This is a genomic window from Paraburkholderia terricola (assembly GCF_003330825.1).
GTDB lineage: Bacteria > Pseudomonadota > Gammaproteobacteria > Burkholderiales > Burkholderiaceae > Paraburkholderia > Paraburkholderia terricola.
On record NZ_CP024941.1, the window covers coordinates 1,098,182 to 1,120,147 of the forward strand.

Annotated in this window: 27 protein-coding genes and 1 pseudogene; 7 read left to right on the top strand and 21 right to left on the bottom strand. The window is 62.7% G+C overall.

Features of this window, described 5'->3' with window-relative positions:
• Positions 1 to 56: 56 nt before the first annotated feature.
• Positions 57 to 605 carry an ester cyclase gene (locus CUJ90_RS04830; RefSeq protein WP_114162106.1) on the bottom strand — a complete coding sequence of 183 codons (549 nt, stop codon included), beginning with the start codon at positions 603 to 605 and terminating at the stop codon, positions 57 to 59.
• 105 nt (positions 606 to 710) lie between these two features.
• On the opposite strand from CUJ90_RS04830, the pseudogene CUJ90_RS33145 reads away from it, so the two are divergent.
• The 4 genes and pseudogenes from CUJ90_RS33145 to CUJ90_RS04850 all read left to right on the top strand — a co-directional run.
• Positions 711 to 1,086 (top strand): annotated as a pseudogene (locus tag CUJ90_RS33145) (MFS transporter); the annotation flags it as partial.
• Between the two features lie 129 nt (positions 1,087 to 1,215).
• Complete coding sequence (locus tag CUJ90_RS04840; protein ID WP_114162107.1) at positions 1,216 to 2,139, top strand: recombination-associated protein RdgC; 924 nt, start codon at positions 1,216 to 1,218, stop codon at positions 2,137 to 2,139.
• A gap of 98 nt (positions 2,140 to 2,237) precedes the next feature.
• Positions 2,238 to 3,659: an HdeD family acid-resistance protein gene (locus CUJ90_RS04845; protein WP_114162108.1), complete on the top strand. Its 1,422-nt coding sequence runs from the start codon at positions 2,238 to 2,240 to the stop codon at positions 3,657 to 3,659.
• Between the two features lie 259 nt (positions 3,660 to 3,918).
• Positions 3,919 to 4,722, top strand: a complete 804-nt coding sequence (locus CUJ90_RS04850; RefSeq protein WP_114162109.1) for a transglutaminase-like domain-containing protein — start codon at positions 3,919 to 3,921, stop codon at positions 4,720 to 4,722.
• A 59-nt stretch (positions 4,723 to 4,781) separates the two neighbouring features.
• On the opposite strand, the gene CUJ90_RS04855 is transcribed toward CUJ90_RS04850, so the two are convergent.
• The 4 genes from CUJ90_RS04855 to CUJ90_RS04870 all read right to left on the bottom strand — a co-directional run bounded on the left by CUJ90_RS04855 (position 4,782) and on the right by CUJ90_RS04870 (position 8,893).
• Positions 4,782 to 5,990: an MFS transporter gene (locus CUJ90_RS04855; RefSeq protein ID WP_114162110.1), complete on the bottom strand. Its 1,209-nt coding sequence runs from the start codon at positions 5,988 to 5,990 to the stop codon at positions 4,782 to 4,784.
• A 121-nt stretch (positions 5,991 to 6,111) separates the two neighbouring features.
• Positions 6,112 to 6,585, bottom strand: coding sequence for a VOC family protein (locus CUJ90_RS04860; protein ID WP_083085233.1), 474 nt, complete (start codon positions 6,583 to 6,585; stop codon positions 6,112 to 6,114).
• A 34-nt stretch (positions 6,586 to 6,619) separates the two neighbouring features.
• Positions 6,620 to 7,096 carry a VOC family protein gene (locus tag CUJ90_RS04865; protein ID WP_114163441.1) on the bottom strand — a complete coding sequence of 159 codons (477 nt, stop codon included), beginning with the start codon at positions 7,094 to 7,096 and terminating at the stop codon, positions 6,620 to 6,622.
• A gap of 207 nt (positions 7,097 to 7,303) precedes the next feature.
• Positions 7,304 to 8,893: an SH3 domain-containing C40 family peptidase gene (locus CUJ90_RS04870; RefSeq protein WP_114162111.1), complete on the bottom strand. Its 1,590-nt coding sequence runs from the start codon at positions 8,891 to 8,893 to the stop codon at positions 7,304 to 7,306.
• A gap of 251 nt (positions 8,894 to 9,144) precedes the next feature.
• Here CUJ90_RS04870 and CUJ90_RS04875 point away from each other — a divergent pair, with 251 nt between their 5' ends.
• Both CUJ90_RS04875 and CUJ90_RS04880 read left to right on the top strand, forming a co-directional pair.
• Positions 9,145 to 9,576: a TOBE domain-containing protein gene (locus CUJ90_RS04875; protein ID WP_114162112.1), complete on the top strand. Its 432-nt coding sequence runs from the start codon at positions 9,145 to 9,147 to the stop codon at positions 9,574 to 9,576.
• A 90-nt stretch (positions 9,577 to 9,666) separates the two neighbouring features.
• Complete coding sequence (locus CUJ90_RS04880) at positions 9,667 to 10,164, top strand: GAF domain-containing protein (protein ID WP_114162113.1); 498 nt, start codon at positions 9,667 to 9,669, stop codon at positions 10,162 to 10,164.
• Here CUJ90_RS04880 and CUJ90_RS04885 read toward each other — a convergent pair.
• Together CUJ90_RS04885 and CUJ90_RS04890 are read right to left on the bottom strand one after the other, a co-directional pair.
• Positions 10,136 to 10,402, bottom strand: coding sequence for a hypothetical protein (locus CUJ90_RS04885; RefSeq protein ID WP_083085227.1), 267 nt, complete (start codon positions 10,400 to 10,402; stop codon positions 10,136 to 10,138). The genes CUJ90_RS04880 and CUJ90_RS04885 overlap by 29 nt on opposite strands.
• Before the next feature lie 49 nt (positions 10,403 to 10,451).
• Complete coding sequence (locus CUJ90_RS04890; RefSeq protein WP_083085225.1) at positions 10,452 to 10,667, bottom strand: hypothetical protein; 216 nt, start codon at positions 10,665 to 10,667, stop codon at positions 10,452 to 10,454.
• A gap of 940 nt (positions 10,668 to 11,607) precedes the next feature.
• Between CUJ90_RS04890 and CUJ90_RS04895 the strand changes: the two genes are divergently transcribed.
• Positions 11,608 to 11,883, top strand: coding sequence for a DUF4145 domain-containing protein (locus tag CUJ90_RS04895; protein WP_114162114.1), 276 nt, complete (start codon positions 11,608 to 11,610; stop codon positions 11,881 to 11,883).
• On the opposite strand, the gene CUJ90_RS04900 is transcribed toward CUJ90_RS04895, so the two are convergent.
• The 14 genes from CUJ90_RS04900 to CUJ90_RS04970 all read right to left on the bottom strand — a co-directional run bounded on the left by CUJ90_RS04900 (position 11,818) and on the right by CUJ90_RS04970 (position 21,953).
• A complete protein-coding gene (locus CUJ90_RS04900; RefSeq protein ID WP_114162115.1) occupies positions 11,818 to 13,059 on the bottom strand; it encodes a PriCT-2 domain-containing protein in 1,242 nt (413 codons plus the stop codon). The genes CUJ90_RS04895 and CUJ90_RS04900 overlap by 66 nt on opposite strands.
• Entirely contained in the window at positions 13,056 to 13,391 is a 336-nt protein-coding gene (locus CUJ90_RS04905) for a hypothetical protein (RefSeq protein WP_114162116.1), read from the bottom strand. The genes CUJ90_RS04900 and CUJ90_RS04905 overlap by 4 nt, the downstream gene beginning before the upstream one ends.
• On the bottom strand, positions 13,388 to 13,720 hold the full coding sequence (locus CUJ90_RS32315; RefSeq protein WP_152035331.1) for a hypothetical protein: 333 nt from the start codon (positions 13,718 to 13,720) through the stop codon (positions 13,388 to 13,390). Before CUJ90_RS32315 ends, CUJ90_RS04905 begins: the two co-directional genes overlap by 4 nt.
• A complete protein-coding gene (locus tag CUJ90_RS04915; RefSeq protein WP_114162118.1) occupies positions 13,717 to 13,947 on the bottom strand; it encodes a hypothetical protein in 231 nt (76 codons plus the stop codon). The genes CUJ90_RS32315 and CUJ90_RS04915 overlap by 4 nt, the downstream gene beginning before the upstream one ends.
• 162 nt (positions 13,948 to 14,109) lie before the next feature.
• Positions 14,110 to 14,376 (bottom strand): hypothetical protein, encoded by a 267-nt coding sequence (locus tag CUJ90_RS32605; RefSeq protein ID WP_073427807.1) that lies wholly within the window; start codon positions 14,374 to 14,376, stop codon positions 14,110 to 14,112.
• Between the two features lie 171 nt (positions 14,377 to 14,547).
• Positions 14,548 to 14,865 carry a transcriptional coactivator p15/PC4 family protein gene (locus CUJ90_RS04925; RefSeq protein ID WP_114162120.1) on the bottom strand — a complete coding sequence of 106 codons (318 nt, stop codon included), beginning with the start codon at positions 14,863 to 14,865 and terminating at the stop codon, positions 14,548 to 14,550.
• Positions 14,866 to 15,084 (bottom strand): helix-turn-helix transcriptional regulator, encoded by a 219-nt coding sequence (locus tag CUJ90_RS04930; RefSeq protein ID WP_114162121.1) that lies wholly within the window; start codon positions 15,082 to 15,084, stop codon positions 14,866 to 14,868.
• Positions 15,085 to 15,296: 212 nt separating this feature from the next.
• Entirely contained in the window at positions 15,297 to 16,175 is an 879-nt protein-coding gene (locus CUJ90_RS04935; protein ID WP_114162122.1) for a DUF6387 family protein, read from the bottom strand.
• A gap of 91 nt (positions 16,176 to 16,266) precedes the next feature.
• Positions 16,267 to 17,502: a tyrosine-type recombinase/integrase gene (locus CUJ90_RS04940; protein WP_114162123.1), complete on the bottom strand. Its 1,236-nt coding sequence runs from the start codon at positions 17,500 to 17,502 to the stop codon at positions 16,267 to 16,269.
• A gap of 169 nt (positions 17,503 to 17,671) precedes the next feature.
• Complete coding sequence (gene rng, locus CUJ90_RS04945) at positions 17,672 to 19,141, bottom strand: ribonuclease G (protein ID WP_073429530.1); 1,470 nt, start codon at positions 19,139 to 19,141, stop codon at positions 17,672 to 17,674.
• A gap of 9 nt (positions 19,142 to 19,150) precedes the next feature.
• Positions 19,151 to 19,780, bottom strand: a complete 630-nt coding sequence (locus tag CUJ90_RS04950; protein WP_073429531.1) for a Maf family protein — start codon at positions 19,778 to 19,780, stop codon at positions 19,151 to 19,153.
• 402 nt (positions 19,781 to 20,182) lie between these two features.
• Entirely contained in the window at positions 20,183 to 20,653 is a 471-nt protein-coding gene (gene rlmH / locus CUJ90_RS04960; RefSeq protein ID WP_063495252.1) for a 23S rRNA (pseudouridine(1915)-N(3))-methyltransferase RlmH, read from the bottom strand.
• A gap of 57 nt (positions 20,654 to 20,710) precedes the next feature.
• A complete protein-coding gene (gene rsfS, locus CUJ90_RS04965) occupies positions 20,711 to 21,163 on the bottom strand; it encodes a ribosome silencing factor (protein ID WP_114162124.1) in 453 nt (150 codons plus the stop codon).
• 4 nt (positions 21,164 to 21,167) lie between these two features.
• Positions 21,168 to 21,953 carry a nicotinate-nucleotide adenylyltransferase gene (locus tag CUJ90_RS04970; RefSeq protein WP_235004882.1) on the bottom strand — a complete coding sequence of 262 codons (786 nt, stop codon included), beginning with the start codon at positions 21,951 to 21,953 and terminating at the stop codon, positions 21,168 to 21,170.
• Positions 21,954 to 21,966: the final 13 nt, after the last annotated feature.

The window sequence follows — 21,966 nt, forward strand, 5'->3', positions numbered from 1 at the left end:
AAAAGTCTAGGCGATTTCAGCGCGAAGCGCGCCCCAGGTCCGATACGGCGAAACCACTATGGCTTGATCGCGCCCAGTTGCTTTAGCAGCGTCAGGTTGTCCTCGAGGTGCCAGTTCTCGACGATGCGGCCGTCTTTCACGCGATAGAGGTCGAAAGCCTGGAAGTCGATGGTTTCGCCGTGGCCTTCGAGGTTCTGGAACCGGCCGGTGAAGTGTCCGCGAAAATGCAGATGAACCGACGCGCGGTCGCCGGCCACCACGAGGTCGTCGATGTCGGCGCGCAGGTCGGGCACGGCCGCACGAAATCCCTTCGACGCCTGCAACGGGCCTTCGGGACCTTGCGGCCGTCCGTCAGGCAAGGTGCGGTCGATGAACGCGGGCGACAGCGCGAGCTTCGCATAGGCCTCGTCGCCGGTGTTCCAGAACGCGGCGTAGCGGCGCGCGGCCAGCGCGACCGCGGCGCTCTTTTCCGAAGCGGCATTCATCGCGAGATGGCGTGGGGCGGGCAGTGCGTTGTCGCTCGCGGCGTGGGCGTTCATCGCGCCGGCGAGGCTTGCACCGATCAGCGCGAGATAGGCGAACCGGATGGAGAGGAGAGGGGGCATGACGTGTTCCAGAGAAGTGGGTTGGGACGACGCGCATTCTCTGGTGAACGGAAAGGTTTGATAATCGGGCTGGTGTTTGAAGGATTTTCGGATTTGGTTTGAAAATGGCTCGCGTTGCTCGGCATGTGCCTCGCCACGATCCCGCACGCGATGTTCTACGGCGCGATCGCCGGCATCCTCGCGCGTGTTTCCCGCCAACGTGCGCTATACCGGGCTGTCGCTCGCCTATCAGATGTGCTCGCTGCTGGTCGGCGGCGCAACGCCGCTGTTCGCGCAATGGCTGCTGAACACGACCGGTAGCATCGTCGGCGTGGCCGTGTCGTCCGCGCTGTATGCGGCCGTTTCGCTGGTGGCCACGCTGATGCTGCTCAACCGCACGGGATTCAGGGCCGACGAACCGTCGACGGCCGAGCGCGCGGATGCCGGCGAGAGGGGGGCAACGGCGATGCCAACGCGGGACCGCGGGACGCGGCTGCAACCACGACGCGAACGGCAACCTGAAGCGCACCCACGACGACGGCCAGCCGACTCATCGCCCACCACACCCCATCGACGCCGTCCCGCCCGCCGTCATATAAAATGGCCCGCCTTGCCCATAAACAACCCCGCCATGTGGTTCAAAAACCTTCAGTTGCACCGTCTTCCCGCTCCGTGGTCCGTCACCCCCGCACAAATGGAGAAATGGCTCGCGCCGCACGCGTTCGCGCCCGGCAACAGCGTCGAAATGCAAAGCCACGGCTGGGCCTCGCCGCGCGATAACGAATCGCTGGTGTACTCGCTCAATGGCCAGATGCTGCTGACGTTTCGCACCGAAAAGAAACTGCTGCCTGCTTCGGTCGTCACGCAGGTGACCAAGGCGCGCGCCGCCGATCTCGAAGAGCAGCAGGGCTTCAAACCCGGCCGCAAGCAGATGCGCGAACTCAAGGAGCAGGTCACGGACGAACTGCTGCCGCGCGCCTTCAGCATTCGCCGCGACACGCGCGTGTGGATCGACACGAAAAACGGCTGGCTCGTGATCGACGCGGCCTCGCAAGCCGTCGCCGACGAAGTGCGCGGCCTGCTCGTCAAATCGATCGATCAGTTGCCGCTCGGCACGGTGCGCGTCACGCAATCGCCGGTCGCGGCGATGACCGGGTGGCTCCGCGCCGGCGAAGGTCCCGCGGGCTTCACGCTCGACCAGGACACCGAGTTGCGTTCGCCCGCCGAGGGCAACGCGACCGTGCGTTACGTGGGACACGCTCTCGACGCCGAGGATATGCGCCGTCATATCGAAGCCGGCAAGCAATGCATGCGGCTCGCGATGACGTGGAACGACCGCGTGTCGTTCGTGCTGACGCCGTCGCTCACGATCAAGCGCATCGCGCCGCTCGACGTGTTGAAGGAAGCGGGCGACCCCACCGCGCAGAACGACGACGAGCGCTTCGATTCCGACCTCACGCTGATGACCGCCGAACTCGACCGCATGCTCGGTGATCTGCTCGACGCGTTGGGCGGCGAACAGGGCGAGGCGATGCCGCAAGCCGCGGCGGCCTGAGCCGCGACTGTCCTCGACGCACCCGCGTATTGAGCGACGTTATCGTGAATGTGTGAAGATTGCGGTCGGGACAACGCGTTGGCCGAGGAGGCTTTGCGATGGTTCGTCTGGTCATGATTCTGCTCGGCGTCGATTATCTGCGCACGCGCTGGCGCTCGTTGCAGCGCATCGGCTGCATGAGCCTGCTGCTCGGCATGGTGGTGTTCATCGACGCGCTCGACGGCGCGCTCTATTTCCCCATCATGCCGTTTGCATTTTTACTGCTGCTCGAAGGGCTCGCCACGCTGGCGGTCGCCTGGACGGGCATGGGCGGGCAACGCACGCTGCGCTACGTGAAGGGACTCGCGTTCTGCTTCGCGGCGGCGCTGATACTCGCCGGCCATCATCACGGCCACTTCATTCTGTCGATGATCTTCGGCACGCTGTTTCTCGCCGACGGACTGCTGCAAATCGTCTCCGCGAGAGTGGTGCGTTACCGCACGTGGAAGCTCGCGGTGATCGGCGGCGTCGTCGAAATCGCGCTGGCGATTTTCTTCTATCAGCCGTATCCGACTCACTATGTCGGCACCGTGCCGTACTGCCTCGGGCTCGGCCTGATGTTCGGCGGCTGGAATCTGATCTTGCTGAGCACGCGCGTGCGGCGTCTCGCGTCGAACCCGGCGGTGGCGTCCGGTGATGCCGAAGCCGATGCCGCGAGTTCCGCGGCAGGCGCGGCGGCTCCCGGCCGGCTGGCCGCAGTCGAATGGGACGGTCCGCCCGCCGCCGACGAAGCCGCGCTGACCGTGCACGTATGGACGCCGGTGGGTTCGGCGAAAGGCGAGGCGCGGCGGCAGCCGATCGTCGATCGCTATATCGCGGCCGTGGATCGCAACGGCGTGATTTCGACCGGACACGCGGCGCTCGAATCGCCCGAGGGTATCTATATCAGCCTGTATCCGGGCGTCGAAATCGATCGTTCGCCCGACGACTTCGCGCGGCTGTTGCGCGCCACGCGCGAGAACGACGTGCCCGGCGTATTCCAGCCCGATTACCCGACCGAAGCGAAGGCGTGGTGTCCGTCGACGGTTCAGGTGCGCATCCGCAATTACGATCCCGCGCGCCTGCGCCGCTTCTGGGACAGCTATCGGCAGGACACGACCTACAACCTCACGTATCGCAATTGTTCGAGCAGCGTGTCGCGTGCGCTCGAGGCGGCGATCGAGGGCGCGTCGGCGCGCGTGTGGGGTGGCCTCGGCGGCTGGCGGCCGTTTTTGCGCGTGATCACGACGCCGGAATTGTGGGTGGCCGCGCAACTGCGCAAACGCGCCGCGACGATGGCATGGACGCCCGGCCTCACGCTGGACTACGCCCGCGCGCTCAGCATGCTCGCGGACCCGCGGCCATCGGGCTGGACCAGAATGGCGCGCCTCGCGGTGCGCAGAATGGTTCGCTCGCGCCAGCAATGGCGCGCGGAAGCCCGCCATGCCCAGGCGGGCCAGCAAGGCGCGGACGATGCCGCGGCAGGCGCGCTGCGCGAATGACGCACGCTGGCGCCTTCCGGCGTTCCTGGCAGCACGCGTGACGTGCCCAACTTCGGCGTCACTGTAAAAACGGCAATCGCATCAACAGGTTGCGGATTTTGTCGGACAGTTATGCACAGATTTGTTCCCAGTTTCTGTTGATAACTTCCGCACGCGCGACGTCACCGCCAAATGAATGATCTGAGCCAATATGGCGGGTGTATGCTGAAAGCGGAAGCCTCTCGTTGAGAGCACGTTTCAACTGGAAGAGGACGCCGCAATGAAATTGCACGTTGGCTACGAGCTGGTCTATGGTTGCGAGCAACCCACGCCGATGATGTTGATGTTGAACACGCACTACTCGCATGCGCACGAGGTGCTGAGCCCGGACGTGCTGACGGTCCATCCTCCCGTGCCGATCACGCAGTATCGGGACGGCTTCGGCAATCTATGCAGCCGGCTGGTGGCGCCGCCGGGCACGATAGCGCTCTCCACGAGCGCGGTGCTCGAAGTCTCGTCGGTGCCCGAGACGCGGCCGCCATTTACGCATCAGCATCCGGTCGAAGCACTCCCTGACGATACGCTGGTGTTTCTGCTGGGCAGCCGCTACTGCGAGACCGACCTGTTGTCCGAATTCGCATGGCAGACGTTCGGCAAGTTGCCGCTCGGCCGTGAGCGCGTGGATGCGATCTGCGATTACACGCACAACCATATCGTGTTCGGCTACGACTTCGCGCGGCCCACCAAGACAGCATGGCAGGCCTGGCAGGAAAGAAAGGGCGTGTGTCGCGACTTCGCGCATCTGGCGGTCACGCTATGCCGGGCGATGAACATACCGGCGCGGTATTGCACCGGCTATATCAGCGATGTCAACCTGCCGCCGCCTTATGCGCCGATGGATTTCGCCGCGTGGTTCGAGGCGTATATCGGCGGATGCTGGCAGACGTTCGACCCGCGCAACAACGCACCACGCACGGGGCGGGTCTTGATGGCGCGCGGGCGCGACGCCGCCGACGTCGCCATTAGCAATGCGTTCGGGCCGACGCAACTGATGAAGTTTGCCGTCGTCTGCGAGGCGATCTAGCTGCGTTGCGAGCGAGTAGGGAAGTGAAGCGCCCGGCTTTCGAATAAACCGGATGCGCGCTATTCGCCGAGCACCAACGCGCGTTTGCGCCGAAGCAACGCCGAGCCGACCGAGACCGCCGCGCCGATGCCGCCCATCGCCACCGCGAGCGCCACGATCAGCGGACCGGTTTGCGTGCGCGCCGAGAACACGCCCACCAGCAGACCGGCAAGCGGCTGCGTCATGTTGTTCAGCAGGATGATCACGCCGGTGGTCTTGCCGTAGTCCTGCGGCGGAATGATTTTCTGCCGCGCGCTGCGAATGTAGACGTTGAACATCTTGTCGAAGCCGACGATCAGCAAGAAGCCGAGCGCATAGCCCCACGGCGCCGCGCTCGCGCCGGCGATCACGCCGCCCGCGCAGATCGAGACGAACGCGACCCGGCCCAACATCTCGGCCCGCCACGCGTTGCGCGCGATCGCCAGGAGAATCACCACGGTGGCGACGGCGCCGGCCGTTTGCAGCCCGGCATAGTAGCGGTCCGATTGCGCGTGAAAGCCGGTGACCATCGCCGCCGAGGTGGCGAGCGTGACGCCGATCACCAGATTTTCGGCGGCGGCGAGCAGCACGATTTTTTTCAGGCCGGGCAGGACCAGCACGTGGCGCAGCGCGATGCGTAGCGGCAGCGTCCAGTGGCCCGGCGCGGCGGAAGGCGGGGCGTCGGCGCGAAAGCCGCTCATGTGTTGCCACAGTAGCAGCGCGCCGTCGGCGAGCAGGAACAGCACGCCCGTTGCGGCGACCACCCATTCCCAGCGCCACAGACCGAGCAGCAGCGCGGCCAGCATTGGGCCGAGTACGAAACCCAATTGATCGGCCAACTGCGAGTAGGCGAGCACACGCTGAAACTGCTGCGTGCTGAAGATCCGCGGCAACATCACTTCGCGCGCGACGAGGCCCTGGCTCGTCAACACGCCGCATAAAGCCGATAGCGCGATCAGCCAGCCGATGCCGCCAAACAGCGCATAGGCCAGCACGCCGCCGAAACACACCAGCGCTCGTATGGTCTGACTGACCCGCATCAGCCTGAGCGGCGAGATGCGGTCGCATAAAGCGCCGAAGAAGGGAAACACCAGGTAGCGCGGCAGCGTTTCGATAAAGAACGCGAGGCCCGACCACGAGACCTGGTGCGTCGTTTGAAATACGACGAGCGGCACGAGAAACAGCAGGATCTGATCGGCGAGGCGCGCGACGAACAGCGAGTAGAAGAAAGCCTGATGGTTGACGCGCACCGTTCATATCCCGCCGTTCATGGGTCGAGACCGATCGTATCAAACATCGCGGTCTCGTGGCCGGCCGCCCTGATGGCGTTTCATGGCGGTCCGGCCTTCACGGCCGCTTAGCAACGGCGCATCAGCCTCCGCGATAAGCCTCTTCGAGCGTCGCGATGTCCAGCTTGATCATTGTCATCATGGCCTGCATCACGCGATTCGCTTTCGCCCTGTCTGGATCTTGCAGCATGCGGAGGAGGGCGTCGGGCGCGATCTGCCACGAGACGCCGAACTTGTCCCGAAGCCAGCCGCATTGCCAGGGCGCGCCGCCCTCGCCGAGTTTCGCCCAGTAGTGGTCGATCTCCTGTTGCGAGCCGCAGTGCACGAACAGCGAAATGGCCGGCGTGAACGGGTAATCCGGGCCGCCGTTCATCGCCATGAACTCCTGGCCGTCGATCTCGAACGTCACGGCCAGCACGCCGCCCTCCGGGCCGGGGCCGGCTTCCGTGTAGTGCAGGGTGGTGGCGATGCGGGAATTGGAAAACACCGAGGTATAGAAGCGCGCGACTTCTTCCGCATTGCCGTCGCACCACAGGCACGGCGCAATCTTTTGCATGACGAGTCTCCTGTTTATGGATGGCGCGTGCGGTTCACGGCTGACCGCACTGCATGTCGCGCATGCCGGCCTGAATCTCTTCCATGCTCAGATCGCGCTTGTGCGTGGCCAGCGACCAGCTATGGCCGAACGGGTCTTTCAACTGGCCGTAGCGGTCGCCCCAGAACATGTCGGTCACGGGCAGGGTCACCGTGGCGCCGGCTTCGACCGCCTGCCTGAAACTGGCGTCGACATCCTGCACATAGTGATGAATCGTGACCGGCGTGCCTTTCAGTGAATTCGGACCGAACGTTTGATGCTCCGGCCATTCGTCGGTCAGCATCAGCATGGAGTCGCCGATCTTCAGGCACGCGTGCATGACCCGGCCGTCCGGCGCGGGCAGGCGGAACTGTTCGACGGCGTTGAAGGCTTTCGCGTAGAACGCGATGGCGTCCGCGGCATTCGCGCAGACCAGATAGGGCGTGAGCGAATGCATGCCTTCGGGGATCGGTTTGACAGCGGGGCTGGACATGACGGCGACTCCTTGAAGTAACAGGTTCGTGAGGTGAAAGACCGGCTGCGCGAGCCAGGTCTTCAACGTTACGACGAGCACCGCGCCGTTGAATCGACACTCCGGGAAAAATATTTTTGAGTACGGGTGTGCGGTTCCGTGTGTTTCCGCCTGCCGCGGACGCAGCGCCTGGCTGGCCGCATGCATGGTCCAGGACCGGCGAGGCGTTCAGCCGGCAGGATTGTCGTCGTCAGGCGGCGTTGCCACGCCGCCGTCCGGCGCACCGAGGATGCTGATCTGGAAAATCGGCGTCGCCGCGAGCGATTGCAGCGCGGCGTCCTCGGGGATGTGTTCCAGCAGCGGCAGGATCACCGAGCCGCCGATCACCGCGCGCCGGCTGTTGTCGGCGGGCCGCAGCCCCCACACGTCCTGATAGACCACCGGCACCGCGACGCCGTTGCGGGTCGTGTTGCCGAGATAAAGCATCACGTGGCCGCCGATGTAGATCAGCGTGCGCATCGGTTCGCCGTGCCCGGCCAGATAATCGAGCCGCTGCGCGGGCGTGGACGCCGATAGATCGGTCATGCGCCCGGCGCTCATCTGCGTCGACGAATGGCGCGGCAGCCATACGCCGAAGGCCGCGAAGATGCTTTGCAATTCCGACGAGCAGTCGTTGTAGAGCCCGCTGTTGCCCCAGCCGTAAGGCCGGCCGATCAGCGCTTTGAGCAGCGTCGCCAGATGACGCGGGGTGGCGGCGAGCGGCATCGGAGCGATTTGCGCGCCGCTGAGTTCGGCGCTGCGAATGAGCGCGTGGCCGTCCGCATCGCGGGCAGGCACGAGGACTTTGCGGGCGATGGGGGCGTCGGGGCTGGTTGCCTTGCCCGCTCGCGGATCGGCGGGCGCGATTGGTGCGAGCGGCAGCAGCGTGCCCGCCGGCGCATCGAAGCGGAATACGCCGCGGCTGTCACGCATCGGCGCCGAGGCCACCATCACCGCGCCCAGCGACTTTGCCGCGGCGGCGCGCCAGCTGTCGACGAAGCGCTCGTCGGCCATGCCGAGCCCGTCGCTGCGCACCCAGCCTTGCACGTCGGGCGTTTGCACGTAGCGCCATGCGCCGTCGGCGCTGCCGCCCAATACGTACAGCGGCGTGCCCGGCCGCACGGCCGAGATTTGCAGATTGTCGAACGGATAGCCTTCGCCGGCCAGACGGTGGTCGTAGAACGAGGGGTCCGTCGTCGGCAGTTCGCGCACCATCAGGTTGCTCGTGGCGATCGCGCGGCGCTCCGGCTGGTAGACGGGTTCCTGCGTGAACTGCCCGACGTCCATGTTTTGCGCGATGGTGTCGATCCACGCCTTGTCGTGCGGCCGGAAATTTTCGCCGTAGCCGACGGCCGCGCCGCGCTTGCCGGTGTTGTCGAACTTGGCGATGCGGCGCTCTTGCAACGCGGCGATGTCCGCCCCTTGCTGGCGGTAGACGCGCATCGTCACGTAAGCGGAATTCCACGGCGAGGGCGCGCTCGTGCCGGTGCCGAAGTAGCGCGCGTGGAGCGCCTTGAAGTGCGCCCGCTGTTCGGCGGGGCTCAGGAACGGCTGGTCGTAGCTCGGGCTATCCGGCTCCAGCCAGTGGTCGACGTTCTGGTCGTAATTGGCGATCGGGTAGAGCGCGACGGTGTCGAGCGGCACATGCGCGTCGCGCGGCGACGAGGGGTTGCTGCAGGCGGCGATCGTCGCCAGAGCGGCGAAGGCGGTGCACAGCGCGGCGGCGCGGCAGGCGCTCGGCAACGCGGCGGCAAGGCGGGAAAAAACGGCGACAGGCATAGGGTTCGGCGTGGAAGGTCCAGGGCACGATGATACGGTGTCGCGCGGCGGGGCGGGGTGGTCGATGCGGATCGAAACGGGCCGGGGCTGACCGGAGCGGATGGAGTTACTGAGGCGATAGCGCGCCTCGCACGATCCCGCCACGCGCGGCGAGTGGTCCGCTACACTCGCCTTGCTTGTTCGACCCCTTGCCTCGAAACGCATTTTGCGAGGCTGCTTCAACCAGGTATCCACGAAACCAGGAGAACGATATGCAAACCAGCGCCCGCAATCAATTCGCCGGTGAAGTGACCGCAGTCAAACGCGGCGCGGTGAACGACGAAGTCACGCTGCGCACCGACGACGGTCTCGAGATCGTCTCGATCGTCACACACGGTAGCGCCACGTCGCTTGAGCTTGCGCCAGGAAAGAAGGCGTTCGCGCTGGTCAAGGCATCGTCGGTGATCGTGATGGTCGACGTGGAGAAGCACCAGGTGTCGGCGCGCAATTGCATCGCCGGCACGGTGTCCGCGGTGACGAAGGGCGCGGTGAATTCCGAAGTGACGATCAGCGCGGGCGGGACGAGCGGCGCAAGCATCGCGGCGATCATTACCAACGAAAGCGTGGAACGCCTGGGTCTCGCGAGCGGCCAGTCGGCAACGGCGATTTTCAAGGCATCGAGCGTGATTCTCGGTGTCGAATGAGGATCGGCACCCGTGCTGAACGAAATGGCCGCTTGATTTAAACTGCACGGCCTTGCTGTTCCTCTTTTCGCTTTCATCACGGACGTCGCCATGTTCGAAGTCTCCTCCACCACGCATCTGCCCAAGGCCGCGCAATACGAAGAACTGATCGGGCAGGCACGCGCACTGCTCGCCGGCGAAACCGACTGGATCGCCAACGCCGCGAATTTTTCCGCGTTCGTGTTCCATTCGCTGAGCGATCTGAACTGGGCCGGCTTCTACTTTCACGACGGCCGGGAACTGGTGGTCGGCCCGTTCCAGGGCAAGCCGGCCTGCGTGCGCATCGCGCTCGGCAAGGGCGTCTGCGGCACGGCCGCGCAAACCCGGCAGACGCAAGTGGTGCGCGACGTGCACGCGTTTCCGGGGCACATTGCGTGCGATTCGGCATCGCAGTCGGAAATCGTCGTGCCGCTCGTCGCGCCCGACGGCACGCTGATCGGCGTATGGGATGTGGATAGTCCGGTCGTCGCGCGTTTCGACGAAGAAGACGCGAAGGGGATGGAGGCGTTGTGCGCGGTGTTTATCGAGGCGGCGTTGCCGCGGGGGTAGCGGCTTGTTGGCCTTCGCGTCCCGGCACGGGCCGACGACGTCCATCGATACGGGCTTTCGCGTACTCGATAGCGAACTGACAGGCCGCCTTCTCGGACGCAAAGTACCCCAGAATGCCGAACGTCTCCCGCTTGCCGTTTCGATGCGTCACCACGGCCATCGCCGCATAGCCCGGTATCGAAATGGGCGCCAGCGGCATGATGGTCGATGTCTTGTATTGAACTCGATCGGCGTGCATGGCACATCCCTCCTCGTCGTTGCCTGGCAATCGGTTTGAGCGAACCGATCTAATACGGACTGTCGTCGGTGAGTTCGTCGAGTTCCAATAGGAGGCCGTCCACTGCGCGAAGCTGCGCTTGCGTGAGGTGGTCGTAATCGAGGAGCGCGTTGAGCCGCTGTCGCCAGTAATGAGTTGAGAGATGAGGATCACCCAGCTCACCATACGACGACAGCCGCATCACGCGACCGATATGCGCAATATCCTGGTCGATAAGGATATTCATATATCTCCCGTGTCATTCCTCGTGTTCGGCCGAAGGCTCTATTTATTTGCGTCTAACGAATAGACTAGGTTAATTTTCCGCGAACTGCCAACGTCAAATTGCCGATTGATCATCGCCTAAAATGTAAGCATGGTCGCAACCTGATAAGGAGGCCGCCATGTCGGATTCAATGTTGGCGATTTTGTTGGGGATTGTCGTCGTTGCATGTGGCGCTGCGATTTGGGCCGCATCCAGCAATGAGGAGCGGCTAAGCCAGTGGTTCAGGGAGCATCATCTTCGTGATTTGATGAAACATCGACACTGATCCGGTTCGCAGAACAATTAAGCCCCGCTGAGCGGGGCTTAAAAAGCGGCGCGCGGACGGTTGGCCGCGACCTTTTATGCCAAATTGTTAGGCGTTTGTTGCGCCCTGTTGTCAATCGCCAGGGCGACCCGAATGCCAATTGCATGCGCTTTCGAACGGAATAAAAGGACTGCGGCAATTACATCGCCGATCGAGAATCCGGTGGCCACCCTTGGCGCATTCCAGGCCGGTCGATCATGCATGGCGGTTCACATCAACACGATGTCGTACTGTCTTGATGAGGATGTGTCGAGCCTTTATGAATAACGATTTTGAGGATTCATAGGGCGGGAAAAACCATCTAGCTACCCATCTAGCTACCCATCTTGGCTGAGCAACGACGAAGCTTGCGATGAGGACAAGTTTACGAGACATTGCCTCCGACAAAATCAATCGGGGATTCAAATGAAGTGTCCGCATTGCGCAGTCGAAATTCACCCAGCATATGTTCAAAGTTATCTATCCAGCAGCGAGGGTAACGGTGGACGCACGGGCGGTTTTTGGTGGCGAACATCAAGCATGGAGTGTCCGTCGTGCAAGCAGGCCATCATCTACCTGTATGGAAATAATCAGAGTGGTGAATCGATCATCAAACCGATGCTGGTATTTCCGCGCGGGGCAACGCGACCCAAACCCGCCAACGAAGTCCCTGCGCATATAGCAGGGGACTTCCAAGAAGCATGTCTTGTCGTCAATGACAGCCCCAAGGCATCAGCCGCTTTGAGTCGCCGATGCCTTCAAACGGTCTTGCGCGAGAACGGGTTTCCGCAGAAAGATTTAGCGCCTGCCATTCAAGCAGCGCTAGATTCAGGCAAGTTGCCTAGCGCGATCGCGGACAACGTCGATGCGATGCCGTCGTGCGTGACGCTCTGAACAAAATGCTTTGCTTTCTTTCCGCGGCCTGCCTGCCACCCGATTGTGGTCACCTTGGCCGGCCTTCGACCCACGTTGGTGACTGTTACCACGGCGTAGGGTGGCAGTCGTTTGGCTCGAGACTTGATCGCCCGGCCCAAGTGTCCCTATCCTCAAGCATGTTGAAAAAAACCTCAGTTTACGAGACCGTACGGACCGCGCGAACGCGGGTCGATGCAGAGGCGTATCGACCGGCCGCACCTTATTAGGTCCAACGAGAACGATATGGCAAAGAAAATAGACGAAAATTTGGCGGATCTCGGGGAGTCCGATGACGAGGAGGACTTCGTTTTTCCTCCAGCCGAGCGACGAGTAATAACTCAGCCTGTTGATTTGTCCGTGCAAACCCTCGTTGAGCAGTGGAAAAGCGGTCTGCTTCATCTTCCAGATATTCAGCGTGAATAGCGTTGTCGCCACGCCCTCCGCGATGAGGTATCGGGCGGCGGTCTTACCCGGCCTCGACGCGATCCACGCGCCGCCGGCTTTCTCGCCGCCCGCCAACGCCGACTTGCGGCCCGTCTCGTCGATCATTTCAACCGTGGTAACGGCTGCGCCGATGGTTACCGGCGCGATAAGAATCCGGCCGGTCAGAGCATCGCCGCCGGACTGCGGCTTGTATCCGATCAAAGCCTGAAGGCGGTCGACGTCGATCTCGCGCAATGTGGAGATCGCGGCGAGCCCCTTGCGCATCAGATACGGATGATCATCGCGAGCCGGCTTGGTCTTTTTCAGAATGACCGCGGCTAGCGTCGCCGCCTGCTTGTGCTGTTTTACGCGCGCTTCTGCGTCGCGCTTTGCGCGAGCGGCGCGCTCGGTACGGCGGCGCTCCATCTCTGCCGGGTCGATCACCATCGCTTTATGCGAGCGAGGGTCAAAGCCGTATTCCTTCGCTATCGCGAACAGCGTGGCCCCGGTAATACCCCGGCCGGCCTGAATCGAGCGCCATGTGTCGTGCGTATCTGCCTCGATGTAGGCGGGGTCGCCCCGGCTCCAGGTATCGAATAGCTCGAAGCCGTCGGCTCCCATTTCGTGCTTGATCGCAGCGCCGACGCGAAACCACTGTTCGCGTTCGATGGTCGGAGGGATGAACGAAAGCGCATCCCTGATTCGCTGGTGGTCGTCAATGATCGCGTTCACTCAACGCCCTCCATCCGAATTCCAGCGCGCCGCAAGGCAGACATGAACGCCTCCGTATCGCCAATTGCTTCCGTCGCCTCAACGGCGAGCGTCCATACGCGCTGCGACTTCTCGCACCTCGACATCAGCGTTTCGAGGATCTCTCCTTTCATGAAGCCGCCAGCCTTTGCCGACTCGAAAATCTCGTCGAGGATGTTGCGCGCTGCGAGGCGGACATCGCTGCCGGCTTTCTTGGCCTCGTACACCAGAAATGCGGACATCAGCAGGAACTTCGCTGGGCTCGCGTATTCGCCGTCGCCCACCGGTACGCCCAAGTCATGGTGATGGGTCATGCAAACTCCCGTGCGGAGTGCTCAGCGCTGCAGATGCACGTACGTCCAACTGAGCCCGCGTTTGTAGCGTCGATGATTTTGCGGCTGTGATGGTTGTACGTTTCCTTCGCGCCTTCGAAAGATTCGCGATATTCATCCGCCGTTCGAACACCGAGGGCGGCAAGTCGATGCGCCAGTTCGTGGCCCTTGGTCGCTGCGACGATCGCTTCAAAGAGTGCGCACAGGTCAATAAGTACTTCTTCGGCAACTGCCAATTCACCGGCTGCGTTGTCAATTAAGCGGTGCAAGGCGGTTATGCTGAGAATGGAGTTTTCGCTGGACGTGTTCACCGTGCCGCTCCTTCAAAGAACTCTGCTTCGCCTGCGGCGCGTTCTGCGTACGTGCCGGCAAGGTCGGCGCCGATCTCCGCGAGGGAACTAGTGTCGACCCGGTTCAAATCGCCTGCCGATATGAGGTAACGGAGTGCGTCGAAAAGGGCGTTCGCGTGGCGAAGGGCCTGCGCCGCTGCCGACAGCTCTGTATCGGCACGCATAGCGATTTGCTTGCTATCAGCCATGCGACACCTCCGCACGAGCAATTTCGGCCAGGCGGACGAGTGCAGCGCCGAGAACGTCGATAGCGCCGTTCGGCGTCGGCTCAAGCGCAGCCGCGTGCAGAGCGCAATTGATGATCTGGGTGAGGTTTTGCGGGAGGTATGCGGGCGAGTGGCCCGCGGTGATTACTGCATCTCGATCATTGCACCGATCGACTGAGCCGCGTCGAATACCTGCTGGATGTTCGTTACCGGGCCGGCCATCAAGGCCAACTGCATGGCGCCGTACATCAGCACGTGAAATCCCATCTCGCGCTTGTCCTCGTCCGACAGGTACTTGTGAAACTGCCTTCCGGTTGATACCCCGAACAGGTCCGCCATCTGTCCGTTGGTGTACCCAAGGCGCTCCTTCAATTGGCGCAGCGTTTCTCTGCTGGGTGGCTGATATTTCATTCGAATTTGTCTCGTATGGGCGTGCGGAAACGCGAAGCTTCGGCTTCATGGAGGGCTCCTTGCGGAATGTTGGGCACAGCGGAATGCATAGCCCTGTGCTTCGAACAATATCACCCCTAGGGTGATTCATCAAGCCATCATTTCCAGCGTGGCGCAGTGCGATGGGCAACATTAGGCAGCCTCCTTCGGATCGAAGGATTGCGCCGCCAGGGCGATGCCGCGCAGTAGCTCAGGCGCGAGTGTTGGCTTGATCATTACGCCCTTGCTCGAGGGGCGATACTCGCCGTCGGCCGTCACATACCAGATCCGGACATCGATGTAGGTCTTGCCGCGGTATGTCTTCACGTCGACGCGCACGCGCTCACTGGCGTTCTTCACTGCATCCAGGAAGCGCACCAGGCGGTCGGCCTCGGTGTTAGCATTGGATCCGCAATTGAGGTTTTCTTCGTTCCGGCTGGCCTTCGGGTTGGCCTTTTTTTTGTCCGTCATTTATGCGGCCTTCGGCATCAGGGCGCCGCGGATCTCGCCGACATTCCAGCGAGTGCTCGAGCCGAATTTGCGCGGCGCCGGAATCTGCTTGGCGCGCGCGCGGCGGTAGATGGTGGGAACGGAACAACCGAAGAGGGCGGCGACAGTGCGCACGTCGATGTGCGCGTCGTCTGGCAACACGCCGAAATTGGCGAGCGCCTTGGGAAGGCTGGCAGTCATGTGTCACTCCGTGGAGCGCGGCGCGACACTGCCCGTCTAGTGTTGCGCCGCGCTGATTCAAAATGAGCGGGCAACACGGATTAAATAGATCAAAAGTCGTTGGTGCGAGCCACGATAACGGCTGTTATGTTGTGCCGTCGCACGAGCAACCCCGCTTTTATGCCGTCACGAATAGAGGGGATTTTTGTGACGGCAAAGAAAACACATGGTTTTTATGCCGAAGACCATACTTGGCGATTGAGCGTCGCGATAACCTCTAAGCTAATAAGAGCACGAGCGCGGGGCCCAGTCGTTCGCCGAACCATTGGCTCTACGTCTCGCATCTTCGAGCCACGCAGAGCCTCGTCGGGAAATAGCGCGTATCCGAGCGCAGCGAGACTGAAGGAACCACCGTGCAATCTCGCCCACAACGTTAAGTCCAGATACGGCAGTAGGCGCTTCTCATGCCAATCGGCGAAATGTGAGGCGTCGAATGCTTTCGGTATCTGTGGGATTTCTGCCTCCTTGCGGATGCGCTTGAGCCATGCCTTAAACTCACCCACCAGATCATCATCGGACGCGCCGAGTTGGACCTGAATGCAAAAACGGTCTGCCGGTTCGCACGCTTCACGATGTAGCGCCCACGCGGGAATCTCTTCAAGCTGCGAGAATGCTTCGTGGCCGTCCGCCTCATCATCGATTTCCTCGAACGGCATAACGCCGGCACGATGACACGCGCGACGTGCGAGAGCGGCGTGAGTCTCGTACCACATGCTGTTCAGTTTGAATAACCCGTCGTAGTAGTCTGCGCCAGTAACATCCCTAATCGGACAATTCATGCCGTAGGCCGGGAATGGGCGCTTCTCACCCTCTACAGCTGGTAGCGGCTTCTCAAGGAAAGCGAGGGCGTTCCCTTGAAGAATGTCGAGCATGTCGGGGTTGTCCTCGTCCTCAGCCAGCTCTTCCGGAGTAAGGTAAGAGAAACCGTGAATCGGGTATCGATGGGCGAGTGCATGCCACCATTCTGGTGCGCCCCAACCGGCGCACGTATCGTATCGGTTCAGCCGGAAGCTATCCGGCAAATCGGACGTTCCGAATTCGATCTTCTGCATTGCTTGCCCTGTAGCAAGACCCTATTTGGGAGCCGCGCCGACCGGATAGGGCATCCGGTATTCGCCCCGTCGGGCTAGGCGCGGCGCACCGTTACGCCGTCTGTTTGAACGGTACTACATTCCATTTCTCGCCCGCCTGGCATGTCGCGATGAAGCGGGCCCAAAGCTCGAGCGCATGGCGCCGCTCGTCGTAGTAGGTATGCTGGTCGTAGATGCCTTCCACCCCGGCGAGTTTGTGGTTCAGGCACATTTCGCTGATCTCGCGCGGCACGCCAAGCTTGCGCATGTGACTTTTCATCGTGCTGCGCAGATCGTGAGGGGTGAAGCGCCGGATCTTCGGCCCGTGATTGTCGATCCAAAAATCGATCGCCTCGCGCAGCGCGTCTTTCGACACGTGGGCGTCGCCGTCGAAACGTTCAAATCGCGTACGAAGCCGGGCTGGCAGAATGTACACCGACTCACCGGCGATCCCGTCTAGCTGGCGAAACCAGTCGACCACGCTTGGCGCCAGTGGGATGTCCATCTCGGGTCCGGTTTTGCTCTTGGGTATATGCCAGCGCGCCTCGTTGAGATAGACGTGCTCGCGCAGCGCCGTGAACAACTCGGATATGCGCACGCCAGTAGCTAACAACACACGAACAGACAGCAGGTTTTCGGTGTTCATCTTCGCGTTCATCAGCACGCCAATCTCGGCATCGGTCAGCATCAGACGCTTGCGGACTTCTGGCCGCTTGCCAATGATTGCCTCGAGCTGTATGCCGGCGCATGGACTAGCGACGATCACCTTCTTGCCGGCCGCGTGTTTGAATATGCCGCGCAGCACGCACCACAACGTGAACGCCTCAACCCATCCGATGTCGTGCCGCTCGATTTCCGCGACGATGTCAGCGGGGCCGACCGACTGGACCGACATTCCGCCCATGCCGTTCTCAACCCGCGTGAGGTTTCGGCCGTAGCTGCGCTGTGTGCTATCGGCGAGAGTGACCAGGACCTTCTCGCGATAGTCTTTGATGAGTTGTCGCACAGTCCAATCTTTGCGCGCCTTTACCTTGCGGACCTCATCTGCCGGGTTGACGCCATCGGCGATGGCGACGCGACGCTTAGCGGCCGCAGCGCGTGCCGCGGAAAGAGTCATGTCCGGATAGCGACCAAGCGTTACCTCCTGTCGCCGGCCACCGTGCCGAAAGCGAAGCACCCAGGTTGCCGCGCCGGCGGCTGACAGCGTGAAAGTCAGGCCGCCGCCATCCGACTTCGCGACGGGCACGGCCGCGCGCACCCACTTGCGCAGTTGCAAGTCACTCAGCAGGTTGGATTCAATCTTTGCCATCAGCGGCCGCACTCCGGAGTAATAGCGTTTCTAGCTACCCATCTAGCTACCCATCAAGGGCGCGCTTGGATGATCCGAAATGATACGGGAAAATTCATCGAAAAAGGGAAGCCTTGTCGGATATGGCTTTGATGGGTGTTTGGTGATCTGGGATGATAAAGGGTAAACCCTACATCAACACAATGTCGTACTGCTCCTGGCTCAAATTCGACTCCACCTGCAACGACACCGTCTTGCCGATGAAATCCATCAGCATCGCCAGATGCTGCGACTCTTCCTCGAGAAACAGATCGATCACCTGCTGCGACGCCACCACGCGAAACTCGCGCGGATTGAACTGCCGCGATTCGCGCAGGATCTCGCGCAGCACGTCATAGCACACGGTGCGCGGCGTCTTGACTTGCCCCTTGCCCTGGCACACGGGGCAAGGCTCGCACAGCACATGCGCGAGCGATTCGCGCGTTCGCTTGCGCGTCATCTCCACCAGCCCGAGCTGCGAAAAACCATTCACGGTCACGCGCGTGCGATCGCGCGACAACGCCTTCTTCAATTCGCCCAGCACCTGGTCGCGATGCTCGACGTTTTCCATATCGATGAAGTCGATGATGATCACGCCGCCGAGGTTACGCAGCCGCAATTGCCGCGCGATGGTGTGCGCGGCTTCGAGATTGGTCTTGAAGATCGTGTCGTCGAAGTTGCGCGCGCCGACGTAGCCGCCGGTGTTCACGTCGATGGTGGTCATCGCTTCGGTCTGGTCGATCACGAGATAGCCGCCCGACTTCAGCTCCACCCGGCGCGACAGCGCGCGCTGAATTTCCGCCTCGATGTTGTACAGATCGAAGAGCGGCCGCTCGCCGGTGTAGTGATGCAGCTTCGACGACACCGCCGGCGTGAATTCCGCGGCGAAGTCGGCGAGCATTTGATACGTCTCGCGCGAGTCGACCTGAATGCGCGACGTTTCGTCGTTGACGAAATCGCGCAGCACGCGTTGCGCGAGATTCAGATCCTGATACAGCAGGCTGGTGGGCGGCATGCGCTGGCCTTGCGAAATGATCGTCGCCCACGTCTTGCGCAGATACGCGACGTCGCCGGCGAGTTCCTCGCTGCTTGCATCTTCGGCGATCGTGCGTACGATGTAGCCGCCTTTTTCATCGGCGGGCAGCACTGCGGTCAAGCGCGCGCGCACCGCTTCGCGTTCGGCCTCGCTTTCGATCTTCTGCGAGATGCCGATGTGCGGTTCCTGCGGCAGATACACCAGCGTGCGCCCGGCAATGCTCACTTGCGTGGAGAGCCGCGCACCCTTGGTGCCGATCGGGTCCTTGACGACCTGCACCATCAGCGTTTGCCCTTCGAACACGATCTTCTCGATCGGCTGATGCGGCGCCTGATGCTGCGGTTCGCCGGCAATGCGCGGATGCCAGATATCGGCTACGTGCAAAAACGCGGCGCGTTCGAGACCGATGTCGATGAAAGCCGATTGCATGCCCGGCAACACGCGCACGACCTTGCCCAGATAGACGTTGCCGACGCGCCCGCGCGACAGCGTTCGCTCGACGTGAAGTTCCTGGACGGCGCCTTGCTGAACGAGCGCGACGCGCGTTTCCTGCGGCGTGACATTGATCAGGATTTCTTCATTCATGGTGTTGTTTTAGAAGTCGATGCGCGCTGCGCGCAGGAGCGCAGCGGTTTCAAAAAGCGGCAAACCCATGATACCTGAATAGGACCCGTCGATATGCTCGATGAACTCGGCGGCGCGTCCCTGCACGCCGTAGGCGCCCGCCTTGCCGAGCGGCTCGCCGCTCGCCGCATAGCGACGGATCGCGTCTGCGTGCATTGCAGCAAAACGCACCTTCGACACCGATAGCGCGGCGGGCAGCAGCGCGCCTTGCGCGTCCACCACGGCAACGGCCGTCAGCACTTCGTGAGCGCGTCCGGCGAGGCGCGCGAGCATCGTGACGGCGTCGTCCGCGTCGACCGGCTTGCCGAGAATCGCGTCGTCGATCGTGACGGTTGTATCCGCAACCAGGATCGGCCGTGCGGCATGTCCTCCCGCTACGAGGCGCGCCCGGGCCGCGTGCGCCTTGGCGACGCACACGCGCTGCACGTAGTCGCGCGCGTGCTCGCCGGGCAGTTCCACTTCAAGCGCCTCGGCATCTTCATCGGGACGCGGCAGCAGCAGTTCGAAGCGCACGCCGAGTTGTTGCAGCAACTCCTGGCGGCGCGGACTTTGGGAGGCGAGATAAACGAACGGATGCAGCGAGTCGGCGGGCATGGGCATGAACAGGTCTCGATGAAACGGATGGCGTCAAGCTGCGAGTGAGCGCGTTGCTCGCGGCGTCGCGCGAGCCTTGCTCGCAGTCCGACGCGCGGGCGCATGCGCGCTCAGCGAGGCGTGCGCGCTTGCCTGCTTACCCGCGTGCGTAATCGCACGGCTTGATGCAGGGATAAGCATTTGCACAGATGCGCGGCAACGCAAGTCAACGAGGCAACGAGGCAACGAGGCAACGAGGCAACGAGGCAACGAGGCAACGAGGCAACGAGGCAACGAGGCAACGAGGCAACGAGGCAACGAGGCAACGAGGCAACGAGGCAACGAGGCAACGAGGCAACGAGGCAACGAGGCAACGAGGCAACGAGGCAACGAGCCGATCGCCCTGCCGCGCGGCGCCAGCCGTTTCGCTCACGCGCGATGATAGGGGTGATTTTGCGTGATGGTCCACGCACGGTAAAGCTGCTCGGCGAGCAGCACGCGGACCATCGCGTGCGGCAAGGTGAGGCTCGACACGCGCAGCAGCATATCGGCGCGCGCCTTCAGATCGGGATCGAGCCCGTCGGCGCCGCCGATCAGAAACGCCACGTCGCGGCCGTCCTGCTGCCAGCCGGGCAGGGCGCCCGCAAGCTGCATGGTGGTCCAGTCCTTGCCGCGTTCGTCGAGCGCGACGATGCGCGCGTTCTTCGGCAACGCGGCTTCGATCTTCTGCCGCTCGGCGGCCATCACGCTTTCCGCCGGCCGTCCCGACGAACGCTGCTCGGGCTTGATCTCGCGCAGCTCGATGCGCAGCTCGGGCGGCATGCGCTTCGCGTATTCGTCGAAGCCGGTGGCGATCCAGTCCGGCATCTTGTGGCCGACGGCGAGGATATGCAGTTTCATCACGAATGCGGTCGCGAACTTGTCTTGCGGACGACGCGGCGGGCCGGCAACGCGCGCTTACTTGCGGCGCGCCGTCGCCTTGCGCGCGGGCTTCGCGGCGGGCGCTTCGTCTTCCTCGTCCTCGTCCTCGGGCTCGCTCGAGCGCGCGCCGCCGAACGGATCGGGCGTCGACAGCTTGATGCGCACCGGCTTGTCGCCCCAGATTTCCTCGAGGTTGTAGTACTGGCGCAGCGCCGGTTGCAGGATGTGCACGACCGCGTCGCCGCAATCGACCAGCACCCATTCGCCGATGTCCTCGCCCTCGGTGCTGATGATGTCGCCGCCGGCTTCCTTCACGCCTTCCCGCACGCTCGAAGCGAGCGCCTTGGTCTGTCGGTTGGAGGTGCCGCTCGCGACGATCACGCGATCGAACAGCGCGGTCAGGTGGCTGGTGTTGAACACCTTGATGTCTTGCGCCTTGACGTCTTCGAGAGCGTCGACGATCACGCGTTGCAGTTTGCGAATATCCATGAGATTACCGGTGGTACAGATGATGTTGAAGAATATAGTCCCACACCGCGGTGGGGACATGGCTCACGGCCTTGGCCTGGTCCTGGCTTGCTTGCGCGCGCTCGCGCTGTTTCTGGTCTTGCGGTTCGCCGCTCGCGTGCTGGGCGAGCCGCCGGCTCACCTGTTCGCGCAGATGCGCGCGAATGTCGGTGGCCGAGACGTTGAACGCCAGCGTCGTATCGATCAGCAAGTGGCCGCTGGGCGTGGCTTGCAGCACCTCGGCGCGGGCGCGGCGCGCGTCGATTTCCCGCGCCAGCGCCGCTGGAATCGACGCGAGGTCGAAGCCCGGCCGCGTGGCCGCGCAAATGTGCGCGTAGTCGAACAGGCGCCGCCAGTCGCGCCATGTGTCGAGGTGCACGAGTTGATCCGCGCCGATCAGCAGCGCGATCGACGCTTGCCCGCCTTCGCGTTCGCGCCAGCGTTGCAGCGTGTCGACCGTATAGGTGGGGCCGTCGTGTTCGATTTCGTCGGTCGCGACCCGCACGGCCACGCCGGGCAGCACCAGTTCGCTTGCCGCGGCGCGTGTCATCGCGAGTCGATGCACGGCCGGCGACACGTCCGACTTCTGCCACGGCTGACCGGCCGGCAGCAGCACCAGTTCGGTCAGGCGCAGCACCTCGGCGAAACGCCGCGCGAGCGCGAGGTGGCCGTCGTGAATCGGATCGAACGTGCCGCCGAGCAGTCCGATCCGGCGAGGCAGGGCGACAGGATGAGCGTTCGGCTTCAGGTGAGGATCCTTTGTCGTGTCCACGTGAAGGGGCGTG